General features: G+C 64.9%; 13 protein-coding genes. 7 read left to right on the top strand and 6 right to left on the bottom strand.

Annotation, left to right across the window (positions count from 1 at the left end; all coding sequences use genetic code 11):
* Positions 1 to 45: 45 nt before the first annotated feature.
* Complete coding sequence (locus DF200_RS01490) at positions 46 to 3,015, bottom strand: fibronectin type III domain-containing protein (RefSeq protein WP_146191979.1); 2,970 nt, start codon at positions 3,013 to 3,015, stop codon at positions 46 to 48.
* Between the two features lie 694 nt (positions 3,016 to 3,709).
* Between DF200_RS01490 and DF200_RS01485 the strand changes: the two genes are divergently transcribed.
* Together DF200_RS01485 and rpiA are read left to right on the top strand one after the other, a co-directional pair.
* A complete protein-coding gene (locus DF200_RS01485; RefSeq protein WP_109136529.1) occupies positions 3,710 to 4,747 on the top strand; it encodes a ribonuclease H family protein in 1,038 nt (345 codons plus the stop codon).
* Positions 4,748 to 4,850: 103 nt separating this feature from the next.
* Entirely contained in the window at positions 4,851 to 5,549 is a 699-nt protein-coding gene (gene rpiA / locus DF200_RS01480; RefSeq protein ID WP_109136528.1) for a ribose-5-phosphate isomerase RpiA, read from the top strand.
* Between the two features lie 146 nt (positions 5,550 to 5,695).
* Here rpiA and DF200_RS01475 read toward each other — a convergent pair whose 3' ends face one another.
* Positions 5,696 to 5,785, bottom strand: coding sequence for a 30S ribosomal protein bS22 (locus DF200_RS01475; RefSeq protein ID WP_004268639.1), 90 nt, complete (start codon positions 5,783 to 5,785; stop codon positions 5,696 to 5,698).
* Between the two features lie 122 nt (positions 5,786 to 5,907).
* Positions 5,908 to 6,522 (bottom strand): hypothetical protein, encoded by a 615-nt coding sequence (locus DF200_RS01470; protein ID WP_109136527.1) that lies wholly within the window; start codon positions 6,520 to 6,522, stop codon positions 5,908 to 5,910.
* A gap of 65 nt (positions 6,523 to 6,587) precedes the next feature.
* Between DF200_RS01470 and DF200_RS01465 the strand changes: the two genes are divergently transcribed.
* Positions 6,588 to 8,093 carry a DNA repair protein RadA gene (locus DF200_RS01465; RefSeq protein ID WP_109136526.1) on the top strand — a complete coding sequence of 502 codons (1,506 nt, stop codon included), beginning with the start codon at positions 6,588 to 6,590 and terminating at the stop codon, positions 8,091 to 8,093.
* A 14-nt stretch (positions 8,094 to 8,107) separates the two neighbouring features.
* On the opposite strand, the gene DF200_RS01460 is transcribed toward DF200_RS01465, so the two are convergent.
* Both DF200_RS01460 and DF200_RS01455 read right to left on the bottom strand, forming a co-directional pair.
* Positions 8,108 to 8,755 carry a hypothetical protein gene (locus DF200_RS01460; protein ID WP_146191978.1) on the bottom strand — a complete coding sequence of 216 codons (648 nt, stop codon included), beginning with the start codon at positions 8,753 to 8,755 and terminating at the stop codon, positions 8,108 to 8,110.
* A gap of 86 nt (positions 8,756 to 8,841) precedes the next feature.
* Positions 8,842 to 9,738, bottom strand: coding sequence for an iron-sulfur binding domain-containing protein (locus DF200_RS01455; protein WP_109136605.1), 897 nt, complete (start codon positions 9,736 to 9,738; stop codon positions 8,842 to 8,844).
* Positions 9,739 to 10,099: 361 nt separating this feature from the next.
* Here DF200_RS01455 and DF200_RS01450 point away from each other — a divergent pair, with 361 nt between their 5' ends.
* The gene (locus DF200_RS01450) at positions 10,100 to 10,774 is read left to right on the top strand and encodes a tRNA (cytidine(34)-2'-O)-methyltransferase (protein WP_109136524.1); all 675 of its coding nucleotides are present in this window, start codon (positions 10,100 to 10,102) and stop codon (positions 10,772 to 10,774) included.
* On the opposite strand, the gene DF200_RS10620 is transcribed toward DF200_RS01450, so the two are convergent.
* Positions 10,732 to 10,992, bottom strand: a complete 261-nt coding sequence (locus DF200_RS10620) for a hypothetical protein (protein ID WP_146191977.1) — start codon at positions 10,990 to 10,992, stop codon at positions 10,732 to 10,734. The genes DF200_RS01450 and DF200_RS10620 overlap by 43 nt on opposite strands.
* A gap of 157 nt (positions 10,993 to 11,149) precedes the next feature.
* Between DF200_RS10620 and DF200_RS01445 the strand changes: the two genes are divergently transcribed.
* The 3 genes from DF200_RS01445 to DF200_RS01435 all read left to right on the top strand — a co-directional run bounded on the left by DF200_RS01445 (position 11,150) and on the right by DF200_RS01435 (position 15,464).
* A complete protein-coding gene (locus DF200_RS01445; protein WP_094664857.1) occupies positions 11,150 to 11,422 on the top strand; it encodes an ACT domain-containing protein in 273 nt (90 codons plus the stop codon).
* Between the two features lie 26 nt (positions 11,423 to 11,448).
* Positions 11,449 to 12,813 carry a PFL family protein gene (locus tag DF200_RS01440; RefSeq protein WP_109136523.1) on the top strand — a complete coding sequence of 455 codons (1,365 nt, stop codon included), beginning with the start codon at positions 11,449 to 11,451 and terminating at the stop codon, positions 12,811 to 12,813.
* Positions 12,814 to 13,451: 638 nt separating this feature from the next.
* On the top strand, positions 13,452 to 15,464 hold the full coding sequence (locus tag DF200_RS01435) for a DEAD/DEAH box helicase (RefSeq protein ID WP_241520080.1): 2,013 nt from the start codon (positions 13,452 to 13,454) through the stop codon (positions 15,462 to 15,464).
* Positions 15,465 to 15,720 lie beyond the last annotated feature (256 nt).

Raw genomic sequence — 15,720 nt, 5'->3', positions numbered from 1 at the left:
CGCCACAGGCGGCCTGAGGGGAGTCGCCTCCCGCCGATCTCCCGCCTACCGCAGGGAGCGGCGACGGAGGGCGAGCGTGGCACCCGCGCCGGCGGCGAGCACCACGGCGATGGCGGCGACGCCCATGACGGCGGAGCCGGTCTTGCTCAGCTGGCCGTTGGTCTTGCCGTTGGCGTTGGTCGCGCCATTGGTCTTGCCGGCCTTATCGGCGGTGGTGCCGGTCGAGGAGCCGTTGTTGTTGGAACCGTTCGTGGAACCGGTGTTGCCGCCATTGTTGTTGGAGCCGCTGCCGCCGGCGTTCGGGTCCTTGACGGTGACGGCGAGGGTCTTGCTCACCTTCTTGCCGTCGATGGTGGCGGAGATGGTGACCGTGGCCTTGCCGGCCTTGCCAGCGACCAGCGTCTTGGCGTTGTAGCCGACCTCGGCGGTGGCCGGGGTGTCGGCCTCGGCGGCGGGGAAGCCGACGATGGTCTTGTCGGAGGATTCCCACACGACGTCGTTGCCGGCGACCTGCTCGCCCTGGGCCAGCGCGTAGACGGTGGTCTTGTCGTTGACGTTCAGGGTCAGGGAGGTGATCTCCTTCTTGTTCGCGTCGGCGAAGGCGAGGGCCGGGGTGATGACCTGCGGCTTCGCGGCGGCGGACTCGGCCGAGGCGACACCGGTACCCTTGCCGTTCGTGGCGGTGACGGTGGCGGTGTATTCGAGGCTCGGGTCGAGGTCGGTGAACGTGACGGAGGTCGCGCCCTTCACCGTCTTGGTCTGTGCCTTGCCGCCCTTCGGAGTCAGCGTGACGGTGTATTCGGTGATGGCGGAGCCGTTGTCGGCCGGGGCCGTCCAGCTGACGGTGAGCTCATGCGTGCCGGCGGTGAGCTTCACGTCGGTCGGCGCGGCGGGGACGGCGGCGGGCGTGGTCAGATTGGCGGCGGATGCGATGGCCTTGGACTGCTGACCCTTGGCGTCCACGGCGGTGACGGTGGCCTTCAGCGTGGTGCCGGGCTTCGCGATGCCGTTGAACGTGGCAGTGTAGTCGATCTTGCCGTCGACGGCGTCGACGGTCTTGGTGTCGACCTGCTTGCCGTCCTTGTCGGAGACGACGACGGTGTACTTGGCGACCTTGGAATCGTAGGTGCCGGCGGCCGGGGCCTTCCAGCTCACGGTGGCGTCGGCGTCGCCGGACTTGGCGATGGCGACGTCGCTCGGCGCGGTCGGGATCTGGGCCTTGAGCGTGATGGCCTGGGCGGTGTCGAGACGACGGTCGGTCGGAGCCAGGCCGTGGGCGGCCACAGTACCGGCGACATAGGTCTTGCCATAGGCGAGCTTGCCGGCATCCACCTTGACGGTGGCGGTGAACTTACCATCCTTGATATCGGCCGGCTTCACCCAGGAGACACCAGCCACCTGCTTGGCGTAGGCGACCTCGAAGACCTGACCGGGCTTCCAGATGGAGGAATCGATGACGAAGGCGTAGGTGCCGTACGCGGCGGCACCGCCGGTGAAGCCGGTGCCGGTCACGGTGAAGGTGTTCTCGGCGGCCGGGTCGATGTCCTTGGTCGGCGTCACGGTGACGGTCGGCGTGGAGGTCGGGTCGGCGTTCGGGGTCACGGCGGCGGAGGCCGGGGACGCGGCGGAGGCGCCCTTGGCGTTCTTGGCGACGACGGTGGCGGTGTAGGAGACGTTCTGCGCGGTGAGCTTGCCGAAGGTGGCGGTGGTCACGTCGGCGGCCACATCCTGGGTCACGGCCGCGCCCGTGGACGGGGTGAGGGTCACGGTGTAGCCGGTGATGGCGGAGCCGCCGTCACTGGCCGGGGCCTTCCAGTCGACCTTCACCTGGTACGGGTCGGCCATAGTGCTGGCCGCGGCAACGGTCGGCTGGGCCGGAGCGGCCGGAGCGGTGACTTCGGCGGAGACGGTCACGGTTCGGGTGACGGTCGCGGTGTTGCCCGCCGCATCGGTGGCGGTGTAGGTCAGCGTGTATGCGCCGGCCTTGTTGGTGTTGACTGCGCCGGTGATGGTGAAGGCGATCTCACCGTCAACATCGTCGGTCGCGGTGACGCCGGCCTTCGGGTCGAAGGTCGAGCCGAAAGCGACGGTCGTGTCGTCCACGCCGGTGAACGTCGGCTTGGTGGTGTCGGCGGCCTTGGCGGTGTAGGCGATGGTGATCGGCGTCGGGGCCTTGGCCTTGGCGTTCGCGTCGGAGGAGCCGCTGTTGTACCAGTAGGAGGCCTGACCGGTCAAATCCTGGAAGCTCACGAAGTCCTGCGGCCAGGAGCCGCCATCGGGCACCTCGGTGGTCTTGATGGAATCGTATTCGGGGGTGACGGTGAAGCCGGTGTCGGTCACCTTCACGTTCTTGAGCTCGGCGATGGTCTTGTTCTCCTGGACCGGAATCTTGCTCCACTTGCTCGGATCGTTGCGGTCGGCAGCGTAGCCGGAGAGATCGGCGGTCAGGGTGGCGGTGCCGTCGGCGTTCACCTTCAGCTCCGGATCGGCAGCGAACCAGTAGGTCATGCCGCCGTAGAACGCGACGGTGAAGGAACCGGTCCACTGGATGTCAGCGGTGTTGGCCGCGGTGTCGATGGTGCCGGTGCCCTTGCTGAAGTTGACGGTGGCGTCCGTGGAGGTGCCGGTGCCGTTCGTGTACGCCGTGGCCGCCTTGCCGCTCGGCGTCAGGCACTTGGTCTCCCACGTCGGGGTGACGGTCAGGTCGCCGTTGGCGTCGGGGGACTTGATGGTCACGTTGCCGTCGGCCGACTTGTAGCCGGGATTCGGATTCGAGGCCGTCCAGGGCGCGGAGCTTCCGGAGTTGCCGGCCTCGCCGGCGGAGAGGAAGTTGCACCCGCCGAACCATGCGCCACCGGTGGCGATCTTGCTCAGTCCCCAGCTCAGGGTGGCGTCGCTGGTGGTCTTCGCGGTCGAATCCGCGGCGGAGGCGGCCGGCACCACGAGGCCGGCGCCGAGCGTCGCCGCGGCGATCACGGCCGCGAGCGCCGCGGTACGTTTCTTGTTCGAGAACACTGCTGTTCCTTTCGTCTCATGTTCCCCATCCCCGACCTCGGCCATACGGTGGTCCGGTGTCGGGAATCCGAATAGTCGTCCCCACGGTTGCTGCCCCATGAAATCGTGATGCGTTGACGGGCGTCTTTCCGTGAAGTTCACCCGCACGATACGATGAGGAAAAAATCATTCTCAAGTCTTGTTTTTTCCAGCTGGGTTCCGTATTCACGCACGCGCGATATCAAGAATCATTCCTAAAATCAATATTTGTGATAAATATCACATACGCCACCCAACCCCCTCAGCCGCCTACGGCGACAGCTCCCCCTACCAGAGGGAGCCAATTGGATGGAGCAATCACGGCAACCGGACCCTCAATAAGACGTCCCACCCAACCGGCTCCCTGATAAAGACGAGACGGTACATCCAACCGGCTCCCCTCCCTGAGGGGAGCTGTCAGCGAAGCTGACTGAGGGGAGAAACCACCCAACGGACACCCCAACCCCCTCAGTCGCCTACGGCGACAGCTCCCCCTGTCAGGGGAGCCGACCGGAAACAGGCGCCCTACCACGACGAGACCATCCAACCAACCAGCTCCCCCGATGAGGATGAGACGGCCCATCCAACCGGCTCCCCTCCCTGAGGGGAGCTGTCAGCAACGCTGACTGAGGGGAGAACCCACCCAACGCCCAAGGCATCCACTACCCTGACAATCATGACGATTACGGTATCAACGGACGGCAGCGCATTGGGCAACCCCAACGGTCCTATGGGCTGGGCGTGGGCGGACCACGAGGCGAATGCGGGCGGACGGCCCGGGCATGACCATCCCGGCGACTGCGATGCGGGCGGGGCAACGAACGGCACGAACCAGATCGGCGAACTGTGCGCGGTGCTGGAGGCGTTGCGCGCGCATCCCGGAGAGGAGCCGCTGGTCATCGAGACCGACTCGCAGTACGCCATCAACTGCTCCACCAAGTGGGTGCACGGCTGGAAGCGCAACGGCTGGAGGAACTCGCAGAAGAAGCCGGTGAAGAACGCCGAGCTCATCAAGGCCATCGATGCGGAAATCGCGAAACGTCCCGGTTCGGTGAAGTTCGTGTGGGTCAAGGGCCATGCGGGCAACGCCGGCAACGAAAAGGTGGATGAACTCGCACGCACATACGCCGGCGACTGCCGTTCCCAGGTGCGCGACGGCTATCTGCCGAAGGAGGGCTGGCAGTCGCTGCTCGGCTCCCCGTACGCCAAGGGCACCGACGTGCCGGCCGATGCGCGGATGCTGCTCGACGGGGCGATCACCGCGGAGGAGTATCATCTCGGACGCGGCGATGAAACCCCCGACACGAGCCGAAACGGCGACGAGGACTTCACGAAAAACACGAGGAAGAGGAAGACGTCGACGGAACAACCGGAACACACGGAACAACCGGCACACATAGAACGCCCAAAACACACAGAACACCCAAAACACACAGACGAGCCGGATGAGACGGCGGCATCCCCCACCCCCATCGCGAACGCCACCACCGGGGAACCGCGCACCCCCGCAAACGACGACGCCTCCCGTGAACCCGCACGCCGCAGCGCCACGGGGCTACGGGCGCAGGGAACCATCCGCATCACTCCCCCGCCGTCGAGCAGCCCGTCGTTCCATGGCGGCTCCGTCACCATCACCGGCACCATCACGTTCACCGGCACGGTGGCGGCGGACGGCACGATGAAGCTCGACGGCGACGTCATCCTCGGGCGCTGACGCCCCGCCGACCGTCAGCGCCCGCCGGAATTCCGCGCCCATGCCTACACTGGGGCAGTGAATGTGTAGAACGTTCAAAAACCGGTTACCGAAGGAGAACACCATGGACAAGGCACAGCAGGATGCATTGAAGAAGGCGGCGGGCATCGAAGCCGCCAAGCTGGTCACCGACGGCATGATCGCGGGTCTGGGAACGGGCTCGACCGTACGGTTCCTCGTCGACGAGCTCGGCCGCCGCGTACAGGAGGAGGGCCTTCGTTTCACCGGCGTGACCACGTCCCGTCGCACCCAGGAGCAGGCCGAGGGCTACGGCATCAAGATCGTCGACGTGGATGACGTGGACCGCATCGACGTGACCATCGACGGCGCCGACGAGGTGGACAAGAACTTCGACGGCATCAAGGGCGGCGGCGCGGCCCTGCTGTGGGAGAAGATCGTGGCCACGAACTCCGACAAGATCGTCTGGATCGTGGACGAGTCCAAGGTCGTCGACACCATCGGCGCGTTCCCGCTGCCCGTGGAGGTAATCCCGTTCGGCGCCGGCCACGTCATCAAGAAGTTCGAGGCCAAGGGCTACAAGCCGGTTCTGCGTCTCGACGCCGACGGCAAGAAGGTGCGCACCGACGAGAACAACTACGTGGTCGATCTGCACCTGGGCCGCATCGACCACCCGCGCGAGCTGGCCGAGGACCTCATCGACACGGTCGGCGTGGTGGAGCACGGACTGTTCCTCAACATGGTCGACACCGTGATCGTGGGCGATCCGAACGGCCCCCGCGTCATGACCAACGGCAACAAGTAACAACTGACAAGTTAAGTAACAGAACGCCATATACACGACAAAAGCCCCGGAACCATAAGGTTCACGGGGCTTTTTCGTCTGACGGCGTTGTTCGCGCCGTCGACTTTTCCGCGTCCGTTCGACGCCGCGCCACACGGCGCTGAAGACTACTTGCGCTGGTGGCGAGTCTTACGCAGCAGTTTGCGGTGCTTCTTCTTGCTCATCCGCTTGCGGCGCTTCTTGATGACCGAACCCATCTCAGCCTCCGTTCTATACGTATCGAAAAGATTGCAACTTGCCCAATAGTACTACGGCTTTCGGACTAACACCACCCGAACGGGCGATTACCCCATGATTGCCGATTGATTACGTAGGGTGATCACATGGGGAACTTCTGATAGAACGCCATGACCGCCGCCTTGGACCCGGACACCTGGAAGACGACGGTGTCGTTCTGCCACAACGCCACGGCCTTGTTCCCGTCCTTGGCGTCGGCCCTCACCACGTAGGAGCCCTTGTTCGCGCCGGACACCTTCACGCTGCCGTGGGCGAGCATGTCGCCGGTCAGCGCCTCGCCGAGCTTGTCGTACTGGGTCTTGGCCGAATCCGCGGTGGCCCACTGGCCAATGAGCATGGTCACGTCCTTGGACTTGTCGCCGGTCGAATACGAGACGGTGTATTCCTCGATCGGCTTGGCGGACGCCCAGTCCTTGGCCTCGGCGACGCCCGTACGCGCATAGTTCGTCACGTCGTCGGGCAGCGCCTTCACCAGATCAGTGGCGTCCTTGGGCAGCGCGGACGCCTTGATGGTCGGCGTGGCGGGCGCGGACTGCGTCTGGGTGGCCTCGCCACCTCCGTTCTTCTGACTCTTCACCGCCCAACCGGGCCAGACGAAGGCGCTCAGCATCACGACCACGATGACGACGGCCGCGATGACGATAACTACCAGTCGGCGACGGGAGGAAGTGGAATTCGCATTACTCACATTGGACATGCCGCGATTTTCTCACGGCGTTAGGACGCGGCCACTTGTCTCTCAATGCCAATAGCGTTGTCGGCATGGCGAAATCATCGACCCGGTATCTGTGCTCCGAATGCGGATGGAGCGGCGCGAAATGGTTCGGACGATGCCCGGAATGCGGCGAATGGGGAACGGTCAACGAATTCCATGAGCCACGGCCACGCGCCGTCTCCCGTTCGAAGATGTCCGCCGCAGCGGGCGCGCGCGGAGGCGTCGGCACGGCGGCGATATCCCGCACGGCGGCCACGCATGTGCCCGAGACGATGATCACGCCCATCACCGACGTCAGCACGCAGGACGTGGCCCGCGTATCGACCGGATTCGGCGAGTTCGACCGCGTGCTCGGCGGAGGCATCGTTCCCGGCTCCGTGGTGCTGGTGGCCGGCGAGCCCGGCATCGGCAAGTCCACCCTGCTGCTGGAGACGGCTGGGCGCGTGGCGAAACGCGCCGACGGCAACGGCAACGCAGACAACGGCAACGCAAACAACGGCCACGCCGGCGCCGGCACCGGCACCGGCAAGGTGCTCTATATCTCCGGCGAGGAATCCACGTCGCAGGTGCGGATGCGCGCCGGCCGCATCGACGCCGTGGACGAGAACCTGCTGCTCGCCTCCACCACCGACCTCGCCACCGTTCTGGGCCTCATCGAGCAGGTGAATCCCACGCTGGCCATCGTCGACTCCGCGCAGACCATCATCTCGCAGGACGTCGAGGGCATATCGGGCGGTTCCACGCAGGTGCGCGAGGTAGCGAGCGCCCTGATCGACGTGGCCAAGACCCGCGACATCCCCGTGCTGCTGGTCGGCCACGTGACCAAGGACGGTTCCATCGCCGGACCGCGCACGCTGGAGCATCTGGTGGACGTGGTCTGCCAGTTCGAGGGAGACCCGCAGACGGCACTGCGCATGCTCCGGGCCGTCAAGAACCGTTTCGGCCCGACCGACGAGGTCGGCTGCTTCGACATGAGCGGCGAAGGCATCGACGAGGTCGCCAATCCGGGCGCGTTGTTCCTGTCGGATTCCGACAAGCCGACCGAGGGCACGTGCGTGACGTTCACGGTGGACGGCCACCGCAGCCTGCCCATCGAGGTGCAGGCGCTGGTGACGAATTCGGTGCTGCCGACGCCGCGCCGCGCCACGAACGGCATCGATTCCAATCGTCTGGCCATGCTGGTGGCGGTGCTGTACCGGCATGGGAGAATTCCGCTGCTGACCAACGACCTGTATATCTCGACCATCGCAGGCGGTCTGGCCAAGGAGCCGGCCTGCGACCTGGCCATCGCGGCGGCGTTGTCGAGCGCCGCGTTCCATAGTCCCATCCCCCGCGATTACGCGGCCATCGGCGAGATATCGCTGACCGGGCAGATTCGTCCGGTGCCGCGGTTGGAGTATCGTCTTCGCGAGGCGGCGCGTCTGGGGTTCACGCATGTGGTGGTCCCCGTACGCCGCAGGGGTGCCAGACCCATCGTCGTCGACGGATTGACGATCGTGGAGGCGGATTCGGTGTCGCGCGCGTTGAAGGCGCTTGGCGTGGAACGGCGGTAGGACCGCCGCGGCAGCTACCGCACGGTGATGGTCAGGGGGTCGGATTTCACGGCGGCGTTGTCCTTGAGGCTGAGCGTCGCCACGTATGTTCCGGCTTCGACGTGCGGCCGGGAGGCGTCCGCCACGCATTTGTCGCCGGTGCTGTTGGTGTTCCATACGACGGACTGGATGTCCTTGTCGGAGCCGGTCATGAGCAGCTGCCGCGAGTCGGCGGGGCAGGAGTCGGAGCGCCATACCGTCGTGTTGCCCGTGGTGATGGTCAGGATGCGCGAGTCGTTCGCCGCGTCGATGAGGCAGTCGGTTTTGCCGCCGTGCAGTATGGTCGCCTTGAAGTTGACCGTTCCGCCGACGCCGACGGTCGTCACGTCGGAGGTCAGGGTCAGAGTGATGTCGTCGGCGCCGCAGTCGGGTACGCCGGCGGTGGTCTTCGTGGCGTTGTCCTTGCCTGACGGGGATGCGGTGCCGTCCGCGCTTTTCGATGACGTCGGGCTTGCCGAGGGGGATGCCTTGCCTTCGGTGAGATGACGGATGCCCGTGACCGCGCCGTAGATCAGCCCGCCGAATGCCGCGAGCACCGCCACGAGGATGATTGCCGCCACGATTCGGCGACGACGATAGATTCGCTGCTGTCGTTTGCTGATGTTCCTCGCCTTTTTTGCCATATCTTCGAGTGTAGGAACGTCCGCCGGCGGCCGATGCCGGCGACGACGATTCCTAGCGGCATTTCCACATCATCCGATATGGCATGTCACCGCGGCAGCGTCAGCGAGCCGTCCGGCAGGATGTCGATGAGACCGTCGTCGTCAAGCGACGCGATGCATGCGTCGAGCTGGGCGTGATCCTTCCACAGCGCCTCGACCTCATCGCGCGGCAGGCCGGACGCCGAGGCGTCGGAACCGGTTCGGCGTCTGCGCAGCGCGTCCAGCACGATGCCTCGCACCTGACGGTCGGTGCCTTGGAACCGTTGGCGCGGACGGGTGCGTCGCTCCCCCAGCCCCGGCCGTCCGGCGGCGAGGAACGCGCACAGGCCGGCTATGGGGCAGATCTCGCACGACGGCTTCTTCGCAGTGCAGACGACGGCGCCGAGTTCCATGACCGACTGGTTCCATACGACCGATTCCGCGACGTCGGAGGGCAATGCGTCGGCGGCGAGGTCGCGTTCGGTGCGGGTGGCGGCGCCGCCTCGCGATTCGACGCCGAGCAGCACACGGGAGAGCACGCGGCGGATGTTGGTGTCGATGACGGGCACGCGGCGGCCGAACGCGAAGCTGGAGACGGCGCTTGCCGTGTAGTCGCCGACGCCGGGGAGCGACAGCAGCGTCTCGTAGTCGTCGGGCAGTTCGTCGTCGTATCGTTGCGCGACGGCGCGGGCGCACTCCTGGAGACGCAGGGCGCGCCGGGGATACCCCAGCCGTCCCCATGCGGTGATGACCTCGGCGGCGGACGCGGCGGCGAGCGCGGCGGCGTCGGGCCAGGTGCGCATCCACTCGGTCCAATAGGGCACGACGCGGCTCATCTGCGTCTGCTGGCTCATGACCTCGGAGACCAGCACACCCCATGGGGTCGTGCGACCGAAGCGCCAAGGCAGGTCGCGGGCGTTGACCTCCCACCATGCGGCGAGACGCCGCCGCACGGTTTCGCGCATATCGCCCGCTTCCGTCATATCAATCGTCTCGTCGCCCATATCGAATCTCCCTGCCGGATTTCCTTGCCGGATCTCGCAGACGTACTGTACCGGACCATATCGGATGCCGTCATCGCCGGCACGGCAAAACCAGTAGAGCATGTGACCGGGCATACCCACCGTGACTAGGTATACCCACCGTGACCGGGCATACCCACACCCAGTCACGCACAACCAAAACCCTTGCAATATCAACGTTTTACATATTGCGTGACCGGGCATACCCACACCCGGTCACGCTCGTGCGCCGGGTCACGCGCTATTCGTCCGGCCGCTTAGCCGCCCGTGTCGATTGGCGTTCTTATTCTTGACGACTGTGAATATGGAGCAGAACCCCACAGACAATCCCGCAATCAAGGATGCCGATCGCATCAATCCTGAATCCAAAGTGGAGAAGATGTTCGAATACGGCTACCGCAAGTCGAACTACGGCCCCGACGAACTGGTGACCGACGCGCACGGCAACCCGATCAGCGTGGTCGACGCCATGCTGTCCGCCGAGAAGGCCGCACAGGCCGAAACCGTCACCCCGCACCTGTGCTATTACTCCCCCCGCATCCCCGGCAACACGGGTTCCGCAATCCGCCTGTGCGCCGTGACCGGCACGATCCTGCACCTGGTGGAGCCGCTGGGATTCAACCTGCGCGATACGAAACTGCGCCGGGCGGGCCTCGACTATCACGACATGGCGCATGTGGTGCTGCATCCGGACTTCGACAATCTCGTGGAATCGATGCCGGATTCGCGCATCATCGCGTTCACCGCGCACGCCACCAAGCTGTATACCGACGTCGAGTACCGCCCGACCGACATCCTGCTGTTCGGGCCCGAACCGGGCAACATCCCCGATCCGATGGACATCATGGAGGGGCCGCATGTGGCGGAACAGGTGCGGCTGCCGATGCGACCGAGCCTGCGCAGCCTGAATCTGACGAACTGCGCATCCATCGCCATCTACGAAGCCTGGCGCCAACTGGGATTCGCCGGCGGCGCGTAAAGCAAAACGGTCGACAGGCCGTTTTGTAGCGCCGCGAGCCGCGATCGCATCGAGCGGCGAGAAACAGCATCCGCAGGATGACACCAGAAAACCGGCGCGTAAAGCAAAACGGTCGACAGGCCGTTTTGTAGCGCCGCGAGCCGCGATCTCATCGAGCGGCGAGAAACAACATCCGCAGGATGACACCAGAAAACCGGCGCGTAAAGCAAAACGGTCATCAGGAAATTGGAACGTCGTATTCACGCATGCGAAACGGCGGGTAAACTGGGAAAGTCCGGTATTTTCGGCGGAACGCACCCGGGACCGTCCGGCCATCCATACGGTCCATCGCCATGGTCCGCCGCCGATCAGTCCAACGGTCTTAAGGGAGACTTCATGAACAAGGCAATCATCACCGTCGTCGGCCAGGACACGGTCGGCATCATCGCCCGCGTCTGCACGTATCTGTCGAAGCACCACGTGAACGTGCTCGACATCTCGCAGACCATCATCGACGGCTTCTTCAACATGATGATGATCGTCGACTATTCCGAATCCGACAAGGACTTCAGCGCCATGGTCGGCAATCTTGAAGACCTCGGCGACGACATCGGCGTGCGCATCCGCTGCCAGCGCGAAGAGATCTTCACCAAGATGCACCGCGTCTGAGCGACCGTCGAAAGGGATTACATACCATGCTGAATATCATGGAGGTCCACGAGACCAATCAGATGATCGAGCAGGAGAAGCTCGACGTGCGCACCATCACGATGGGCATCAGCCTGCTGGATTGCGCGGCCGGCGACGTGGACACCGTCTGCGACAACATCTACGACAAGATCACGTCGTATGCCAAGGATCTGGTGAAGACCGGCGAGGAGATCAGCCGCGACTACGGTATTCCGATCGTCAACAAGCGCATCACCGTCACGCCGATCTCGCTGGTCGGCGCGAGCTCCTGCAAGACGTCGGACGATTTCGTCAAGATCGCGCATGCGCTTGATCACGCCGCCAAGACGGTCGGCGTCGATCTTATCGGCGGTTATTCCGCGCTCGTTTCGAAGTCGATGACCCCGGCCGAGGAGCTGCTGATCCGTTCGCTGCCCAAGGCGCTGAGCGAGACCGACCTGGTCTGCTCGTCGGTGAACGTGGGCTCCACGAAGACCGGCATCGACATGAACGCGGTGGAGCTGCTCGGCCACATCATCAAGGACACCGCCGAACTGACCCGCGACAACGACTCCTACGGTTGTGTGAAATTCGTGGCGTTCTGCAACGTGCCCGACGACAACCCGTTCATGGCAGGCGGCTTCCACGGCGTGACCGAGGGCGACGCCGTGATCAACGTGGGCGTCTCCGGCCCGGGTGTGGTGTCCCGCGCGCTCGACGCCGCGAAGGGCAAGGATTTCGAGTTCCTGTGCGAGACCATCAAGCGCACCGCGTTCAAGATCACGCGCGTCGGCCAGCTGGTTGCGCAGGAGGCGTCGCGTCGTCTGGGCGTCCCGTTCGGCATCATCGACCTGTCGCTGGCGCCGACGCCGGCCGTGGGTGATTCCGTGGGTGAGGTGCTGGAGAAGATCGGCCTCGAACAGGTGGGTGCGCCCGGCACGACGGCCGCGCTGGCCATGCTCAACGACCAGGTGAAGAAGGGCGGCATCATGGCGTCGTCCTATGTCGGCGGCCTGTCCGGCGCGTTCATCCCCGTCTCCGAAGACAAGAACATGATTGACGCCGCCGCGTCCGGATGCCTGACGATGGAGAAGCTTGAGGCCATGACCTGCGTATGCTCGGTCGGTCTCGACATGATCGCCATCCCCGGCGACACGTCCGCCGCCACGATTTCCGGCATGATCGCCGACGAGGCGGCGATCGGCATGGTCAACCAGAAGACCACGGCCGTGCGCGTGATCCCCGTGGCCGGCAAGGGCGTGGGCGAGATGGCGAACTTCGGCGGCCTGATGGGCTATGCGCCGATCATGCCGGTGAACCAGACCAGCTGCGAGGCATTCGTGACACGCGGCGGCCGCATCCCCGCCCCGATCCACAGCTTCAAGAACTGATCGGCGGGCCCGACTCCCCTTCAAACGGGATTTCAGGGCCGATACCCCTCCAACCAGCTCCCCTCTTCGAGGGGAGCTGTCGAGCAACAGCGAGGCTGAAGAAAGGTGCCTCGCAAGGTGCCTTGCACTGAACCGCACCTGCATGTCCCTCCCCTCAGTCGGACTTCGTCCGACAGCTCCCCTCCACACGGAGGGGAGCCAAATCCCACAACGTCTCCCCAATCGGCTCCCTCAATCGAGCAAAACCGACGACCGAGCCCTTTCCACCAACCGGCTCCCCTCCCCGAGGGGAGCTGTCGGCGTAGCCGACTGAGGGGGGCTGCCCCGCCTCCGCAAATCGCCCGCAACGCGCCGAGGCACAGGGCATGGCGTAGAATAGCTATTCGGCCGGGATACGGAAGAAAGCACCCGGCGTCGCTACCAACCAAGCATGATTTTTCATCGGGGCACATTCAGACGACCGCCTCCCAGGTTCTGACCACGCGACGTGGTCCGGGAGGTATGCGGCGGATTCCGCGCGCATGGGGTCGGTACATGTATCGCGATAGTACATATGCTTTGCATCGCGATGAATCGAGGCGGGAGAACCATGCCCGCCGTTTTTTGACAACGCTTTCTTGATTTTCCGAAAGGCAATAGTGTCCGATTTCAGCACGCCCAACGGCGCGGCCGTCATTGACGGCGCATACGAAAACATGAACGACATCAACGATCTTGACGACATCGATATCACCGACATCATCGGCTCCGACGAGGTGACGGGCGACAACGCCGATGAAACTTCCGGCGACGACACAATCGACGCCGCCGATGCCAATACCGCCGACGACCACGCCGAAACGTCCGATGCCGAAACGTCCGACACCGACGAAAACGGCATCGTCGAAACCGGCACTACCGATTCCGATGAACCGCAGCAGCCGACGTTCTTCGAACTCGGCGTGCCGAAGTCCCTCGTCCGCGCACTGGCGGACGACGGCAAGACCAGCGCGTTCCCCATCCAGGCCGACACGCTGCCGGATTCGCTCAAGGGCCGCGACATCCTCGGCCGAGGCGCGACCGGTTCCGGCAAGACGCTGGCGTATTCGATTCCGCTGGTCGCAAGGATCTCCCAACGTGCGACGCCGACGCGTCCGCGCGCGTTGATCCTCGCCCCCACGCGCGAGCTCGTCAACCAGATCAACGACGTCGTGGCCATGCTGGCCGACGCCCGGCATATGAAGACGACGACGATCTACGGCGGCGTGCGCCAGAACCGTCAGGTCAACGACCTGCGTCGCGGCGCCGACATCGTTGTGGCATGCCCGGGACGTCTGCAGGATCTCATCAACCAGCATCGCTGCCGTCTTGACGACGTCGAGGTCGTGGTGATCGACGAGGCCGACGAGATGGCCGACATGGGCTTTCTCCCCGAGGTCACGAAGCTGCTCGAACAGGTGCCGGAAGACTGCCAGCACATGCTGTTCTCCGCCACGCTCGACAACGACATCGATTCGTTGGTCAAGCGCTTCCTGCATGAGCCGAAGGTCCACGAGATCGACTCCGCCACCGCCCAGGTGGCGACGATGACGCAGCACGTGTTCCAGGTGTCCGCCAAGGACAAGCCGGGCGTGGTCGAGGCGTTGGCGTCGGGAACCGGCAAACGCATCATGTTCACGCGCACGAAGAGCTTCGCCACCGAGCTGACGGCGCGGCTCATCGCGGCGGGGATTCCGACCGCCGAACTGCAGGGCGATCTGTCGCAGAGCCTGCGTGAACGCAACATGCGCGCGTTCCGTTCGGGCGAGGTGCACGTGATGGTGGCCACCGATGTGGCGGCACGCGGCATGGACATCAGCGGCGTGGAGCTGGTCGTGCAGATCGATCCGCCGCGCGACCCGAAGTCGTTCCTTCACCGTTCCGGCCGAACCGCGCGCGCCGGCAAGGACGGCGACGTGGTGACGCTCGTCACCTCGCATCAGCGTCGTGGTACGGCCCGTATGCTGCGCCGTGCCGGCATCGACTGCAAGTTCGTGCGTGTGACGGCGGAATCGCCCGAAGTGGTGGAGCTGATCGGCGAACAGGCGCCGAAGGTCGAGGGCTGGACGCTGCCGACGTTGGGCGCTGGCTCGAAGAAGGGACGGCGCGGGGGACGGCGCGGCGACGGACGCGGACGTGGGTTCCGTGGCGGACGCCGCGATGACCGTCACGGCAATCGCTCGTTCCGCGATCGTCGTGACCGCGACGGGCGTAATGTTGAGCGTTTCTCCTACACCGACGATCGACGTGATGGGCGAGGCGATTTCAAGCACGACCGCTTCGACCGTGAGTTCGACCGTCGCCGTGAGTTCGACCGTGACGACTACCGCAAGGATCGCCGCGGCGACTTCGACCGTGGCTCAGCCCGCAAGGACCGTCGTCGCAACGACTACGACCGCGGCGAGCGACGGAACCGCGCCGACCGTGAGTTCGACCGCTTCGAACGCGGCGGTTTCCGCAGGAACCGTTTCGAAAAGTCCGACCGTTTCGAGAAGCCGGGCAAGGCCGACCGCGGCCATTTCGACAGGGACTCCTCCGGCAAGCACCATCATTCCACCAAGCGTGACCGCTTCGCCAAGAGGGGTGGATTCGGCGGACGCTCCCGCTCCGAACGCCAGCGCTCCTACCGCTGATCGACAATGCCCCGCCCCCTCATGCATCAGGGGGCCGAAGGACCGTCTCAGCGGATGGCACGGCGGCGCCCCTCACACCGATAGGCTCCCCTCATGGATGAGGGGAGCTGGCCGCCACAGGCGGACTGAGGGGAGCGCCCCCCGCACTGCCGCCTCCGACGACAAGAAGCCGGACTCCAAGAAACGACCAGTGAAGCCAACTCCCCTCAGTCGGCTCCGCCGACAGCTCCCCTCAAACCTTGAGGGGAGCCGACCA

It is taken from the genome of Bifidobacterium catulorum, assembly GCF_003129925.1.
GTDB classification, from domain to species: Bacteria; Actinomycetota; Actinomycetes; order Actinomycetales; family Bifidobacteriaceae; genus Galliscardovia; species Galliscardovia catulorum.
Note: the sequence above shows the minus strand (reverse complement) of the source record. Positions and strands in the feature narration are given on the sequence as shown.

Excerpts from the sequence above, each read along its gene's own strand:
- DF200_RS01485 (WP_109136529.1), top strand. The coding sequence starts at position 3,710 with ATGACGATTACGGTATCAACGGACGGCAGCGCATTGGGCAACCCCAAC.
- rpiA (WP_109136528.1), top strand. The coding sequence starts at position 4,851 with ATGGACAAGGCACAGCAGGATGCATTGAAGAAGGCGGCGGGCATCGAA.
- DF200_RS01475 (WP_004268639.1), bottom strand. The coding sequence starts at position 5,785 with ATGGGTTCGGTCATCAAGAAGCGCCGCAAGCGGATGAGCAAGAAGAAG.
- DF200_RS01470 (WP_109136527.1), bottom strand. The coding sequence starts at position 6,522 with ATGTCCAATGTGAGTAATGCGAATTCCACTTCCTCCCGTCGCCGACTG.
- DF200_RS01465 (WP_109136526.1), top strand. The coding sequence starts at position 6,588 with ATGGCGAAATCATCGACCCGGTATCTGTGCTCCGAATGCGGATGGAGC.
- DF200_RS01460 (WP_146191978.1), bottom strand. The coding sequence starts at position 8,755 with ATGGCAAAAAAGGCGAGGAACATCAGCAAACGACAGCAGCGAATCTAT.
- DF200_RS01455 (WP_109136605.1), bottom strand. The coding sequence starts at position 9,738 with ATGCGCGAAACCGTGCGGCGGCGTCTCGCCGCATGGTGGGAGGTCAAC.
- DF200_RS01450 (WP_109136524.1), top strand. The coding sequence starts at position 10,100 with ATGGAGCAGAACCCCACAGACAATCCCGCAATCAAGGATGCCGATCGC.
- DF200_RS10620 (WP_146191977.1), bottom strand. The coding sequence starts at position 10,992 with ATGACCGTTTTGCTTTACGCGCCGGTTTTCTGGTGTCATCCTGCGGAT.
- DF200_RS01445 (WP_094664857.1), top strand. The coding sequence starts at position 11,150 with ATGAACAAGGCAATCATCACCGTCGTCGGCCAGGACACGGTCGGCATC.
- DF200_RS01440 (WP_109136523.1), top strand. The coding sequence starts at position 11,449 with ATGCTGAATATCATGGAGGTCCACGAGACCAATCAGATGATCGAGCAG.